A 14476-nucleotide genomic window follows, 5' to 3' on the forward strand; every position below is an offset into this window, starting at 1 on the left:
TTGCTGTGTCAGGGCAGGGGAATGGAGATGCTCAGCAGGAACAGGTGGTCCTCGGCGCTGATGGTCAGGTGGCCGCCGTACTTCTTCACGGTGTAGCCGATGGAGCGGATGCCGAAGCCGTGGTCCGCCTTGTCCGCCTTTGTGGTGGCCGGAATGCCGTTTTCAAAGCGGAGCTCCTTCTCATAGTAGTTCTCAAACTGGATGAGCAGCAGGCCGCTCTTGCTCCACACCGACACGGCGATGGCCCGCTTCTCCGGGTCGGTCAGGCCGCTGACGCTCTCAATGGCGTTGTCGATGGCGTTGCCAAAGATGGTGTACACGTCCACATCGTCCAGGAAGGAGAGCCGCCGTCCGTCGGCCATGCAGGTCATGGTGATCTGGTGGGCGCCGCAGTACAGGCTCTTCTCGGTGAGCACTGTGTCCAGCACCCGGCTGCCCGTCTCCAGGGTGGAGTCGTAGATCTGGATGGAGCGCTCGATCTCGGACAGGTGGGCCTCCCGCTGTTCCTCCGAGGAGATGTTCCGCAGGGCGGCCACCTGGTGCTTCAGGTCGTGGCACTTGCGGTTGATGATGTCGATGGTCTCCTGGGTGAGCTCGTACTGCTCCCGCTGCTGGCGGGCGAGCTGCTGCTGGAGCACCAGCTCCCGCTCCAGCCGGGAGCGGTTGCGCTGGTTGACCTGCCCCCAGAACATGGACACGCAGCAGAAGATGCCGTACAGATGGCACACGATGCTGATGCCTGGATTGCCCGCCGCCAGGGTCTGGGCCACGGTGCTGAGGAGCCACACCACCGCCAGGGTGCCGATGGAGGAGAACAGGGTCTGGTGTACGTCCACATCGTACCGGCCGCCGCCGGCCAGGTTCCGGCCGAAGAGAAAGTAGAGCAGGACAAAGACCGGGGGATAGATCAGAAAATAGGGGAGGGAGAGACCGGGCGGATTCTCCCAGGACACGCCGGGGAGCAGGGCCCGGATAATGGAGTAGACGGCGTAGGCGATGTGCTGGCAGGCGTACCCGCACACGCCGCAGTACACGGCGTCGGTCACCGGCAGGTCGCAGCACAGCCACACCAGGGCGATGACCACCAGCAGCTCCAGCAGGTAGCTGAAGGTGCCATGGGGGATGAGGCAGGAGAGGGCCAGGGAGGCGGGGATACCCAGTGCCAGCTTGACCCACAGGTGGGGGCGCTTGGCCAGGGGGATGGCGAAGAGCCCGCAGGCCAGCAGCAGGTCCCGGGTCTGTATGGTCTGCTTGAGAAAATCGTCCACTAAGTCGAGAAATTCCATCTACCGGCCCCCTTTTCCATAGTATTCGGTCACCGCCAGGAGGAATTCCTCCTTCTTCCTGCGGCTCATGAGCAGCTCGTCGCCCCCGGCCACGACCACCCGGTCGCTCTTGATGAGATGGATGTGGCGCAGGTTGACCAGATAGCCCTTGTTGCACCGGGCAAAGTGCTGACCCTCCAGCTCTTCCTCCAGCTCCTGGAGGGTGCCCCGCATGGTGTATACCCCCTGGGCGGTATGAATTTGGAGCCGGTGGTCCGCCACCTCCGCGTAGCGGATGTCTGAGGCGGAGATCTTCTGCATCCCCTCCTGAGTGGGGACCATCAGGCTCTTCTGGGCCCGGCTGTGGAGGTAGGAGAAGGCCTTTTTCAGCTTGAGGGACAGGGAGAAGTAGTTCACCGGCTTGAGCATGAAGCCCAGGGCCTCCACCTCGTAGCCGCTGATGGCGTACTTGGCCATGTTGGTGATGAAGAGGATGAGCACCTCGCTGTCCGCGCGGCGGATCTTCTGGGCGGCGGTCATGCCGTCCAGGTGGGGCATCTCGATGTCCAGAAGGATCAGGTCGTAGATGGGGCGGTACTCCTCCACCAGCTCCAGGCCGTCGGGGAACCACCGGACCTCCAGCTCCTCGCCGTTCTCCCGGCCGTACCGGTCCAGGTACTCCCGCAGCTGCCGGGCGCAGGCCTCGTCGTCCTCCGCGATGGCGATTCGGAACACAAAATCCCTCCTCTCCACAAAAAATCAGCCTTTTGGTCAGAATTTGTACATCTTGACCGTCTTTCCCATCTGCTTGAGACAGTCGGAGAGCTGGTCGGCGATCTGCATCTTCCGGTCGAATCCGATGGGCAGGCCGGCGGCCTGGTGGGCCGGGTTGACCGCCCGGCCGATGTACAGGTTGACGTGGGTGGCGTCCTCAAAGAGCATCCGGGCGGCCAGGGAGGCCCCGTCCTTTTTATAGCCCCACTGGCTGTACCGGGCGTTGTCCCCCAGGTAGTCCCTGGCGTACTCCACCACCCGCCCCAGGGTGACCACCCCCTCGGTGACCAGGTCCACCCCCTCCAGCCTGGCTGTGGGCGGGATCTCCGGGTCCACGTAGGCGGGGAGGGTGGTGTCCAGCTCACGGCCCAGGTGCCGGGCGGCCAGGGCAGAGGTGGTGCCGCCGGAGACGATGTGCTTGCCCGGCTCGGCGAAAAAGGCGGTGAGCATGGCCTCCTCGTCGTCCGGGTCACGGGAGGGGCCCAGCATCAGGCTGACGGACTGCCGCCGTCGGAGCCGGACGGTGCACACCGTGGTGTCGTCCCCGGGCCGCTCGCCGTAGAGCCGCTTGCACTCTCCGGCCAGAACGGAGGACACGGTCTTGGCGGTGGCGTGGGGGTCGTACATGGTCTCCAGAAACTGGCCGATGGCCCACCGGTCCCAGGTCAGGTCCAGCACCGGCCCCACGCTGGCGTGGAGGGCCCCGTCGCTGAAGGCCACAAAGGTGTCGTTTTCCATCAGGTCAAGGCTGGCCTGGTAGATCTTCTTGCCGTCGATCTCCACCATGTCCTGGGGGTAGGCGTAGGGGTGGCCGTCCCGCAGGAGGATGACGTGGGGGTTATCGTACTGGATGATCTGGGCTGTCTTGCCCCCGGCAAAGCGCAGGATGGTGAAGGTGGAGTAGGCCACCTGCCGCTCCGAGCACACCGGCAGGGTGGCGGCAATGGTGTCCACGCAGTCGGCCAGGGACAGGCCGTTGGCCATCATGGTGGAGATGATCTTGGCCGTCAGGGTGGACAGGATGCTGGCCTTCACGCCCGAGCCCAGCCCGTCGGCCAGCACCACCACCAGGCTGCCGTCTCCGCCGTCCACGATCTCCACGTGGTCGCCGCACAGCTGCTCGCCGAATTTGTTCAGGCTCACATAGCCCACGTCGGGAATCAGTTCACTCATGGCCCAGGCTCTCCTTCAGCTTGGTGAGGGCCACCTTGGTCTCCGCCGCCGTCTCCCCCAGCAGGGAGGCGATCTCCTGGACGGTGCGCATCTGCTTGGCGATGACGTTGTCCGCCACCTCCAGGGTGATGGCGTTCACCGCCTCCCGGCGCTCCCGCTCCCGCTCCTCGGCGGTGATGTCCCGCATGATGCAGATGAGGATATGGTAGCCCTCGTCGTAGGTGACCATCTGCTCCACATATTTGTCATAATCCTGGAGGTAGAGGCATTTCTGGTGGTAAGGGCGGCCCAGCTGGAGGGTCTCCGCGTAGACCTCCGGGGCCAGGAGCCCCCCGGGCTGGGTGCCCTTCAGCTCCTCCGGCCCGGCCCCCAGCAGACGGCAGGCCGCGTCGTTGACCTGCTGGATGACCAGGGTATCGTCAAAGACCACGATGGCGTTGGGGGTGTTCTGGATGATGTGGTCGGAGAAGGACTCGGCCCGCTCCTTCAGGTAGGGCAGGCACATGGTGATGTCCGCCTTGCCCGCCAGCACGGCCGCCGCCTTCTCCCGGCAGGTGTCGTACCCGCAGGTGCCGCAGTTGAGCTCGTCGGAGGGGCGGGTCTTGCCCATCTGCCGCAGCACCTCCTCAATGGCGGCGCTGCCCGGCTTGACCTGTCCGCTGAGCAGCAGGGGAAAGCGCTTGTTCATCTTCTCCGGCGGCAGGGGCTCGAAGGGGAAGTCGGCGGGGCCGGCGTACCGGTCCACGGTGACAAAGTCCCGCACCGCAGCCCGGCGGTTCTTGCCCATGGCCGGACCGCCGATGCAGCTGCCGGGACAGGCGGACATCTCGATGAAGCACTTGCCCATCCGGCCCTCGGCGATGTCCCGCAGGGCGGTGATGCAGTTGTCGATGCCGTCCACCGCCAGGTAGGCGTAGTCCGGGTTCCGCTCCGCCATGGTGCGCAGGATGCCGCCGGTGGTGGGGAAGAGCCGGGCCCGGCTCTCCTGGTTGCCGTCAGTCCCCTGCTCCAGGGTCACGCCTGACTGCTCCAGCCAGGCGGACAGCTCCTCAAAGGTGAGCACGCAGTCCACAATGCCGGGGTAGGACTCGGCCTCATCCTTTTTGGAGATGCAGGGGCCGATGAACACGGTGCGGCACCCGGGGTGCCGCCGCTTCAGGTCCCGGCAGTGGGCCTGCATGGGGGACACCACTTTGGCCAGGGCGGGCAGCACCTCGGGGAAGTGCTTCTGCACCAGCAGGTTCACCGTGTGGCAGCAGGTGGAGATGATGACCTGCTGTTCCCCGGCGGCGGTCAGGTGCTCGTACTCCGTCTTGACCATGGTGGCCCCCAGGGCGGTCTCCTCGGCCCCGGCAAAGCCCAGGGCCTTCAGGGCGTTCTCCATGGAGGAGATGGTCACCCCGTCCCAGGCGGCCACAAAGGAGGGGGCCACGCTGGCATACACCGGCGCGCCGCCGGCGAGCAGGGCCCGGGCGGCGGGCAGGTCGTCCCGCACCTCCTTGGCGTTCTGGGGGCAGGCCACAAAGCACCGGCCGCAGAGGATGCACTCGTCGGGGACGATGTTGGCCTGGTGGTCGGAGAACCGGATGGACTTGACGGGACAGTTGCGGATGCACTTGTAGCAGTTCTTGCAGTTGGACTTTTTCAGCCTGATATAGTCGTCCATGGGCCGCGCCTCCCCATAATTTCTTACGTTCAGTATATCGGCGGAAGGTACGCCTGTCAATTCACCTGTGTTCTTGCTGCGGCGGAGATTCTGACCGCAAGATAACGAAAGAAATGTGCAACAAATACAAAAAATAAAATAACTAATGGACAAAAATGCAAATAATTTGTCAAATTTAGCTTGTAAGAGGGTGAGAAAAATGTTATAATCTTGACAACCTGAACCGAGGGAAAGACAGCTCAGGAAAGAAGAAGGAGGAACACCTCAATGAATCTGAAAAAAGGAATCAGCCTCTTGCTCGGCTCCGCGCTCCTGGTGGGCATGCTGGCCGGCTGTAACAGCCAGCCCCAGAGCTCCGAGAACCCCAGCGGCAACCCCGCTCCTGCCGGCGCCTACACCGCCGGTACCTACACCGGCACTGCCGACGGCAACAACGGCCCTGTGACCGTTGAGGTCACCGTCAGCGACAGCGCCATCACCAGCGTGGTGGTGACCGAGCAGTCCGAGACCGAGAGCATCGCCACCCCCGCCCTGGAGCGCATCCCCAAGGCCATCGTGGACAACCAGTCCCTGGGTGTTGACACCGTCAGCGGCGCCACCAACACCAGCAACGCCATCCTGACCGCCGTGGCCGCCGCCATCACCGAGGCCGGCGGCGATGTGGAGGCCCTTAAGCAGGTGCCCGTCCAGTCCGACGAGACCGAGACCACCGGCGACATGACCGCCGACGTGGTGGTCATCGGCGCGGGCGGCGCCGGCCTGTGCGCCGCCATCGAGGCCAAGGACCAGGGCGCCGGCACCGTCATCCTGCTGGAGAAGATGGCCTCCATCGGCGGCACCACCTTCACCTCCCAGGGCGTCATCGGCGCCTACGGCAGCGACCTGCAGAAGGAGATGGGCATTGAGCTCACCTTCGACGAGATGTACGACAACCTGATGAGCAACGCCTCCTACCATCTGGACCCGGTGCTCACCACCATCACCCTGGAGAAGAGCGGCGAGACCATCAACTGGCTGGCCGACCGGGTGGGTCTGAACTTCACCGACGTGAAGGTGGGCTACGGCCCCCTGCAGATGATGCACCAGGTGGACGGCGCGGGCGCCGGCATGGCCGAGCCCTTCAGCAAGACCCTGGACGACGCCGGCGTGGAGCTCATGCTGGAGACCAAGGCCACTGAGCTGGTCATGAACGCCGACGGCAGCGTGGGCGGCGTGAAGGCCGAGAAGGGCGGCAGCGAGTTCACCATCACCGCCAAGAGCGTGGTCATCTGCACCGGCGGCTACGCCTACAACCCCGAGCTCACCGCCCGCTTCACCCCCGAGCTGGCCGGCACCTTCGGCATCGGCTTCCCCGGCTCCACCGGCGACGGCATCATCATGGCCAGCAACGTGGGCGCCGCCACCACCCACACCGACGACATGATGTGCGTCCTCAAGGACTACACCATCATGGCCGAGCACAACGGCACCTCCGCCACTGCCAACAACAACGGCTTCATGTCCCTGCCCAACGTGATCATGGTGGGCGCCGAGGGCAAGCGTTTTGTCAACGAGAAGGACCAGGGCTACATGACCCAGAAGCTCAACAGCCCCGTGTTCGACCAGATGCACAAGGACGGCCTGGGCTACGTCTGGGCCATCTCCGACCAGGCCGCCATTGACGCCACCAACGGCAAGACCAAGCGCAACCTGGACCTGGAGTACGTCACCGGCAACACCATCGAGGAGTTCGCCGCCAACCTGGGCGTGGACGCCGCCGGGCTGGAGGAGACCATCAACAACTTCAACGCCTACGTGGACGCCGGCTATGACCAGGAGTTCCGCCGCACCGGCGACGAGCTGGCCAAGCTGACCGCCCCCTACGTGGCCATCCCCCTGGTGCCCTGCGAGATCATCACCTACGGCGGCATCGCCCGCAACGAGAACGCCGAGGTCATCCGGGCCGACGGCACCAGCATCCCCGGCCTGTACGTGGCCGGCGAGGCCAGCGCCAACAGCGCCTACATGGGCTTCACCCTGGCCAACTGCTTCGCCTGGGGCCGCATCGCCGGCGCCAACGCCGCGGCTTACGCCCAGTAATCCCAGTTCCTTCCTTACCGCCCCCGGCCAACCGGCCGGGGGCGGTTTTCTGCGCATTTTTTGGATGGCGTGCGGAAAAATAATCCTTGCCAAAGGCGCGGTTGTGCCCTAATATGGAATCTGGACCCTCTCCCGCCCAGAGCAGGGGAGGGGCTGACGGAAAGGAGCGTAAGAAAATGAAATTTTCCGACATGACCTACACCCGGCCCGACCTGGAGGCCGCCAAGGCCGAGATCATCGCCTGCACGGAGGCGCTGAAGGGGGCGGGCTGCTATGAGGAGGCCAAGGCCGCATTTTTGAAGCTGCAGGAGCTGCAGAGCCACCTCTACACCGCAGACACCCTGGCCTATATCCGACACACCATTGACACCCGGGACGCCTATTACGACGAGGAGGCCCGCTTCATGGCCGAGCACCTGCCCCTCCTGCGGGAGGTGCAGCAGGAGTTCCAGAAGGTTCTGCTGGCCTCTCCCTTCCGGCCGGACTTTGAGGCGGAGTACGGCGGGCTGTTCCTGAAGAACATGGAGATGGAACTCAAGACCTTCATCCCCTCCATCGTGCCCCAGATGCAGCGGGAGAACGCCCTGACGCTGGACTATGCAAAGCTCATCGCCTCCGCCCAGATCCCCTTTGAGGGGGGCGTGTACACCCTGTCCCAGCTGACCCCCTTCAAGCAGGACCCGGACGACGACCGCCGCCGGGCCGCCTGGGAGGCGGAGGGCAACTTCTACCTGGAGCACGGCAAGGAGCTGGACGCTCTCTATGACGAGCTGGTCCAGGTCCGCACCCGCCAGGCCCGGGAGATGGGATACGACAACTACGTGGAGCTGGGCTACTACCGCATGAGCCGCAACAGCTACACCAAGGAGGACGTGGAGAAGTTCCGCTCCGCCGTGGTGAAGTACTTGGTGCCCGCGGCGGAGCAGGTGGTGAAGGCCCAGGCCAAGCGGCTGGGCAAGGAGTACCCCCTGAACTTTGCCGACGCCGCCCTCTTTTACCGGGGCGGCAACGCGGTGCCCCAGGGCGGCCCCGACGACATCCTGGCCCAGGGCGTGGGATTCTACCACGACCTGTCCCCTGAGACGGCGGAGTTCATCGACTTCATGATGGACGGGGAGCTGCTGGACGTGCTCTCCCGCACCGGCAAGGCAGGCGGCGGCTACTGCACCGATATTCCCGACTACCACAGCCCCTTTATCTTCGCCAACTTCAACGGCACCCAGGGCGACGTGGAGGTCATGACCCACGAGGCGGGCCACGCCTTCGCCGCCTATGTGGCCCGGGACATGGTGCCCATGGAGAACCACAGCCCCACCTATGAGTCCTGCGAGATCCACTCCATGTCCATGGAGTTCTTCGCCTGGCCCTGGTCGGAGAAGTTCTTCGGGCCCCAGGCGGACAAGTTCCGCTACAAGCACCTGTCCGACGCCATCACCTTCATCCCCTACGGCACCATGGTGGACCACTTCCAGCACATCGTGTACGAGAACCCGGACATGACCCCCGCCCAGCGCCACGAGGTGTGGAAGGAACTGCTGGGGGTCTACATGCCCTGGATGAAGCTGGGTGAGATCCCCTTCTACGGCGACGCCAAGGGCTGGCAGCGCCAGAGCCACATCTACGAGCGGCCCTTCTACTATATCGACTACTGCCTGGCCCAGACGGTGGCCCTGGAGTTCTGGAACCTGATGCAGGCCGACCGGGCCGGCGCTTGGAAGAAGTACCTGGGCCTGGTGAAGCTGGCGGGCACCCGCACCTTCACCGAGCTGGTGGCCTCCGCCGGGCTGGACACCCCCTTCGGGGACGACGCCCTGCGCACCGTCTCCGCCGCCGCCCTCCGGTGGCTGGAGCAGGTGGACCCCGCCACCCTGGTCTGAGACAATCGATCTGAGCCGACGCGCCCGCCGCAGTCCCCGCGGCGGGCGCGCTCCATCTCCCGATACAAAATCGGCTTGCGGTTTTGTCAGTTCTGTAATACACTAATTTTGCAACTTTACATGTTTCAAAATTACACTTTCACGTTGTGGCCTAAATCATAGCGGAAAAGTATACTATACAGGGTGATATCATGCGGAAGGAACAGCTCCAAAAATACAAGTATCTGGGACTGAACATCGCCTACTACCGGAAGGAGCGGGGGATCTCCCAGAGCCGTCTGGCCGAGCGGATCAACGTCAGCCGCACCCATATGAGCCGGATCGAGACCGCCGACTGCGCCGTATCCCTGGACGTGGTCTTTGCCATCTGCGACGCCCTGGAGGTGCCGCCGGAGAAGCTGTTTGCCTTCCGGATATAACCGCCCCAGCCATGAGACAATTGTGTGCGGAAGCACTGAGACACAGAAAACATGCGCCCCGCACCGGGGCAAGAGAAAGGACGATGAAACATGGAAGCGTTTGAGCTGAAAAAGGGATTCTATTTCACCGGCGCCATTGACCACGACCTGCGGGTGTTCGACATCATCATGTACACCGAGTTCGGCACCACCTACAACTCCTATGTCCTCAAGACCGGCAAGCACACCGTGCTCTTTGAGACCGCCAAGGCCAAGTGCTGCGACGACTGGCTGCGGAAGGTGGGGGAGATCACCCCCATCGAAGAGGTGGACTACCTGGTGGTGAGCCACACCGAGCCCGACCACTCGGGCAGCATCGAGCGGCTGCTGGACCTGAACCCCCGCCTGAAGATCGTGGCCACCGGCTGCGCCCTGGGGTTCCTGAAGGAGATCGTCAACAAGGACTTCTACTCCATCGCCATCAAGGACGGCCAGACCCTGGAGCTGGACGGCAAGACCCTGGAGTTCATCGTGGTCCCCAACCTCCACTGGCCCGACACCATGTACACCTACATCCGGGAGGACAAGACCCTGGTCACCTGCGACTCCTTCGGCTCCCACTACGCCATGGACGAGGTGGTGGCCAGCAAGGTCACCGACCGGGAGGGCTATCTCCGGGCCACCAAGTACTACTTTGACTGCATCATCGGGCCTTACAAGCGCTTTATGCTCGCCGCCCTCAAGCGGGTGCGCCAGCTGGAGCTGGACATGATCTGCCCCGGCCACGGCCCGGTGCTGGACTGCAACATCCCCTGGATGCTGGACACCTACGAGGAGTGGTCCACCGTCATCAACCCCAACCCCAGGACCACTGTCATCATCCCCTACGTCAGCGCCTACGGCTACACCGGCAAGCTGGCCCAGGCCATCGCCCAGGGCGTCAAGGAGAGCGGCGACATCGACGTGCGCACCTATGACATGGTGGAGGCCGACGCGGCCAAGGTGGCCGAGGAGCTGCTGTACGCCGACGGCTTCCTGCTGGGCACGCCCACCATTGTGGGCGAGGCCCTCAAGCCCATCTGGGACCTGACCACCGGCATGTTCGCCACCACCCACGGCGGCAAGCTGGCCAGTGCCTTCGGCAGCTACGGCTGGAGCGGCGAGGGCGTGCCCCACATCATGGAGCGGCTCAAGCAGCTGAAGATGAAGACCGTGGAGCCCTTCCGGGTCCGGTTCAAGCCCAGCGAGGGGCAGATGGAGCAGGCCAGGGAGTTCGGCCAGAACTTCGGCCGCACCCTGCTGGACAACCAGACGCCCGTCAAGCGGGCCCCTGCCCGGAAGGTGAAGTGCAAGGTGTGCGGCGCCGTGTTCGACGAGGGCATGGATGTCTGCCCCGTGTGCAAGGTGGGCCCCGAGTTCTTTGTGCCCCTGGACCAGGAGGCCGCCCCCGCCGCTCCCAAGGCCGGGGAGAAGGTGCGCTGCAAGATCTGCGGCGCCGTGTTCGACGGCTCCAAGGAGCGCTGCCCGGTGTGCGGCGTGGGCCCTGAGCACTACGTGAAGCTGGATGAGCAGAAGGCCGCCGCCCCCGCCAAGGGCGGCCGCAAGCTGGTGAAGTGCCTGGTGTGCGGCGAGATTTTCGACGCCTCCCTGGACTCCTGCCCGGTGTGCGGCGTGGGCCGGGACAAGTTCGTGGAGGTGGAGGAGGAGAAGACCACCTTCCGCAACGACACCCAGAACAGCTACGTCATCTTGGGCAACGGCTGCGCCGGCGTCAGCGCGGCGGAGGCCATCCGGGAGCGGGACAAGACCGGCCGCATCCTGCTCATCTCCAACGAGGGCCCCGCCTACCAGCGGCCCATGCTCACCAAGGCCATGCTCTCCGGCCTGACCGAGGAGCAGATGGCCCTCCATCCCGCCGGCTGGTACGAGGCCAACAACATCGTGCAGATCCTGAACCGGCAGGTCACCGCCGTGGATACGGAGGGCAAAACCGTCACCCTGGACGGCGGCGACGCCCTGCCCTACACCAAGCTTATCTTTGCCTTGGGCAGCGAGTGCTTCATCCCGCCCATCCCCGGCCATGACCAGGCCGGCGTGGTGGCCATCCGCCGGGTGGCCGACGTGGAGAAGATCCAGGCCATGGGCAGCGCCCTGAAGCGGGCCGTGGTCATCGGCGGCGGCGTGCTGGGCCTGGAGGCGGCCTGGGAGCTGCGCAAGGCCAAGTGCGAGGTGACCGTGCTGGAGCTGGCGCCCCAGCTCATGGGCCGCCAGCTGGACGACGCGGCGGCACAGCTGCTGCTCAAGCAGTGCGACAAGGTGGGCGTCCGGGTGGAGACCGGCGTCCAGATCGCGGCCATTGAGGGCGACGGCAAGGTGACCGGCGTGAAGCTGGGCACCGGCGAGGTCATCCCCGCCGACCTGGTGGTGGTGTCCTGCGGCGTCCGGGCCAACACGGCCATCGCCAAGGCCGCCGGCGTGGAGACCGACCGTGCCATCGTTGTGGGCGAGAACATGGAGACCAACCTGCCCGGCGTGTACGCCTGCGGCGACTGCGCCCAGTTTGGCGGCGTCAACTTCGCCCTCTGGCCCGAGGCCCAGGAGCAGGGCAAGGTGGCCGGCGCCTGCGCCACCGGCGATCTGGCCGCCTACAAGACCATCTCTCCCATCCTGGCCTTCCACGGCATGGACACCGAGCTCTTCTCCCTGGGCGACCCGGGCAAGGTCCCCGGCACCGCCTATCAGACCGTGGAGATCCGGGACGACGTCCAGGGCAATCTGGAGCGGTACTACTTCACCGGCGGCCGGCTGTGCGGCGTGATCCTGGTGGGAGACCAGTCCAAGATGGCCGACATGATCAAGGCCGTGGAGGAGAAGCGGCCCCTGTCCAAGTTCTTCGCCTGAGCGGAAAATCCTGTTCTGTCCGGGGGCCGGAGGCTTTATGCCTCCGGCCCCCGCTTTGCCTGCGCGGCAATTGTTGCGAAACAGGCCGGAGAATGGTATGATAAAAGGAACAAAGTACCAACCGGAGGAGGCGTCAGCCATGATACGGATTGCCCTGGTAGAGGACGAGGAGAGCTATGTGGAGACCCTTCGGTCGTTCCTCTCCCGCTACGAGCGGGAGCGGGGAGAGCGGCTCCAGATCACGGTGTTTTCCGACGGGGACGAGATCGCCCTGGGCTACAGGAGCGAGTACGACGTGATCCTCATGGATATTGAGATGCGCTTTATGGACGGGATGACCGCCGCCGAGGAGATCCGGAAGGTGGACCCGGAGGTCATCATCATCTTCATCACCAACTCCCCCCAGTACGCCATCAAGGGCTATGCGGTGGACGCGCTGGACTATGTGCTCAAGCCCCTGACCTATTTCGCTTTCTCTCAGCGGATCGACCGGGCGCTGGAGCGGCTGGGCAACCGGGCCCGGAAGTACCTGACGGTGAGCATGCGGGGCGGCACCAGAAAGCTGGACGTGTCCCGGCTGTGGTTTGTGGAGGTGCGGGATCACGATCTCATCTACCACACGGACGAGGGGCTCATCACCACCACCGGCACCATGCGGGAGGCAGAAAAGACCCTGGGGGAGTGCGCCTTTTTCCGCTGCAACAAGGGATATCTGGTGAACCTGGAGCACGTGGACAGCATCAGGGAGGACAGTGCCGTTGTCCATGGGGAGATTGTGCAGGTGAGCCGGGCCAGAAAGAAGGCGTTCCTGGACGCCCTGAACAACTATCTGGGCGAGGTGAGCAAATGAACGAGGAGCTGCTGGGGAACATCCCGCGAATCCACACCGCGCTGGCCGAGTGGACCGCCTGCATGGTCTGCGTGGCCCAGCTGCCCAAACGGTTCCACGGCGTGAAGCTGTGGAGTGCGGCGGGGGGCTTCCTGGCGGTGCTGTGCGTCTTCCTCGGGCTGACGGGCAATCTGCCTGTGGGCTGGTTCCTGCCCTGTATTATCGGCGCAGTGCTGATGATGTTCGGATTTTTGGCGCTGTGCTGCCGTATCCCCCTGAAAAACGCGGCCTACTGCTGCGTCCGGGTCTTTATCATCGCGGAATTTGCCGCCTCCCTGGAGTGGCAGCTGTACAGCTACTACTGGTATTTTGCGGGAGAGGGACAGGGCACCAATTACCTGATGCGGTGGGCGGTCCTGTTGGGCACCTACCTGGCGGTGTTCGGGCTGGTGTATCTGCTGGAGTTCCGGCGGCGGAACAGCGATGTGGCGCTCCAGAGCGCCGAGCTGACCACCCGGGAGATGTGGTCCTCCATTGCCATCGCCGCGGCCATCTACGGCCTGAGCAACCTGAGCTATGTGACGGAAAACACGCCCTTCTCCGGCCAGGGGGTCTATGAGATCTTCAACATCCGCACCCTGGTGGACCTGGGGGGCATGGCCATCCTCCACGGCTACCACGTCCAGCTCTCCGAGCTCCACGCCCGGCGGGAGGTGGACGCCCTCCAGAATGTGCTCCAGGCCCAGTACACCCAGTACCAGCAGAGCCAGGAGAGCATCGAGCTCATCAACCGGAAGTACCACGACCTGAAGCACCAGATCGCGGTGCTCCGGGCGGAGGCGGACACAGAGAAGAAAAACGCCTATCTGGACCGGATGGAGGAGGAGATCAAGGCCTACGAGGCCCAGAACAAGACGGGCAACCAGGTGCTGGACACAGTGCTCACCAGCAAGAGCCTCTACTGCCAGCAGCACGACATCAGCCTGACCAGCGTGGTGGACGGCACGCTGCTGGACTTCATGGACGAGATGGACCTGTGCACCCTGTTCGGCAACGCCCTGGACAACGCCATCGAGAGCGTGGAGAAGGTGCAGGACCTGGAGAAGCGGCTGATTCACCTGTCGGTGGCGCGGCAAAAGGGCTTTGTCCACATCCGGCTGGAGAACACCTACGCGGGAGAGCTGAAATTTGACGGCGATCTGCCCATCACCACCAAGGCGGACAGCCGGAACCACGGCTATGGCCTGAAGAGCATCCGCCAGACGGCAAAGAAATACGGCGGCTCGGCCACGGTGGCCGCCAAGGGAGCGTGGTTCGAACTACGGATCCTGCTCCCATTAAGTGAATAGAAGAGACTCCCTAAAGCCCGGACTTGGAGGAATATCCAAAAAGTCCGGGTTTATTTTTGTGCTTTTCAGCAGTTCGAGCGGCGGCTTGCGGGAGAAAACCAACTGTTCACGGGCACGTTGTCCCTGGGAAAATTTTTTGTGCTACTCTGTATGCAGGCAAAAACA

At 64.1% G+C, this 14476-nt stretch carries 10 protein-coding genes; 6 read left to right on the forward strand and 4 right to left on the reverse strand.

The features are described from left to right. Window positions 1-8 precede the first annotated feature (8 nt). The 4 genes from Q0K23_RS06170 to Q0K23_RS06185 are packed head-to-tail and all read right to left on the reverse strand — an operon-like array spanning window position 9 to window position 4878. A complete protein-coding gene (locus Q0K23_RS06170; protein ID WP_294519318.1) occupies window positions 9-1286 on the reverse strand; it encodes an ATP-binding protein in 1278 nt (425 codons plus the stop codon). Next, a complete protein-coding gene (locus Q0K23_RS06175) occupies window positions 1287-2000 on the reverse strand; it encodes a LytTR family DNA-binding domain-containing protein (RefSeq protein ID WP_294519321.1) in 714 nt (237 codons plus the stop codon). It lies immediately after the preceding gene. 36 nt (window positions 2001-2036) lie between these two features. Next, the gene (locus Q0K23_RS06180) at window positions 2037-3212 is read right to left on the reverse strand and encodes a SpoIIE family protein phosphatase (protein WP_294519324.1); all 1176 of its coding nucleotides are present in this window, start codon (window positions 3210-3212) and stop codon (window positions 2037-2039) included. After that, window positions 3205-4878, reverse strand: a complete 1674-nt coding sequence (locus Q0K23_RS06185; RefSeq protein ID WP_294519327.1) for a [Fe-Fe] hydrogenase large subunit C-terminal domain-containing protein — start codon at window positions 4876-4878, stop codon at window positions 3205-3207. Before Q0K23_RS06185 ends, Q0K23_RS06180 begins: the two co-directional genes overlap by 8 nt. A 267-nt stretch (window positions 4879-5145) precedes the next feature. Here Q0K23_RS06185 and Q0K23_RS06190 point away from each other — a divergent pair, with 267 nt between their 5' ends. The 6 genes from Q0K23_RS06190 to Q0K23_RS06215 all read left to right on the forward strand — a co-directional run bounded on the left by Q0K23_RS06190 (window position 5146) and on the right by Q0K23_RS06215 (window position 14311). Beyond that, the gene (locus Q0K23_RS06190) at window positions 5146-6957 is read left to right on the forward strand and encodes an FAD-dependent oxidoreductase (RefSeq protein ID WP_294519330.1); all 1812 of its coding nucleotides are present in this window, start codon (window positions 5146-5148) and stop codon (window positions 6955-6957) included. 176 nt (window positions 6958-7133) lie between these two features. Beyond that, a complete protein-coding gene (locus Q0K23_RS06195; protein ID WP_294519334.1) occupies window positions 7134-8834 on the forward strand; it encodes a M3 family oligoendopeptidase in 1701 nt (566 codons plus the stop codon). Window positions 8835-9025: 191 nt separating this feature from the next. Continuing rightward, the gene (locus tag Q0K23_RS06200) at window positions 9026-9253 is read left to right on the forward strand and encodes a helix-turn-helix transcriptional regulator (protein ID WP_294519337.1); all 228 of its coding nucleotides are present in this window, start codon (window positions 9026-9028) and stop codon (window positions 9251-9253) included. Between the two features lie 90 nt (window positions 9254-9343). After that, window positions 9344-12133 carry an FAD-dependent oxidoreductase gene (locus Q0K23_RS06205; RefSeq protein WP_294519340.1) on the forward strand — a complete coding sequence of 930 codons (2790 nt, stop codon included), beginning with the start codon at window positions 9344-9346 and terminating at the stop codon, window positions 12131-12133. 139 nt (window positions 12134-12272) lie between these two features. Beyond that, window positions 12273-12983: a LytTR family DNA-binding domain-containing protein gene (locus Q0K23_RS06210; RefSeq protein ID WP_294519344.1), complete on the forward strand. Its 711-nt coding sequence runs from the start codon at window positions 12273-12275 to the stop codon at window positions 12981-12983. Further along, a complete protein-coding gene (locus Q0K23_RS06215) occupies window positions 12980-14311 on the forward strand; it encodes an ATP-binding protein (RefSeq protein WP_294519347.1) in 1332 nt (443 codons plus the stop codon). The genes Q0K23_RS06210 and Q0K23_RS06215 overlap by 4 nt, the downstream gene beginning before the upstream one ends. Window positions 14312-14476: the final 165 nt, after the last annotated feature.

This window comes from uncultured Pseudoflavonifractor sp. (assembly GCF_944387275.1).
GTDB classification, from domain to species: domain Bacteria; phylum Bacillota; class Clostridia; order Oscillospirales; family Oscillospiraceae; genus Pseudoflavonifractor; species Pseudoflavonifractor intestinihominis.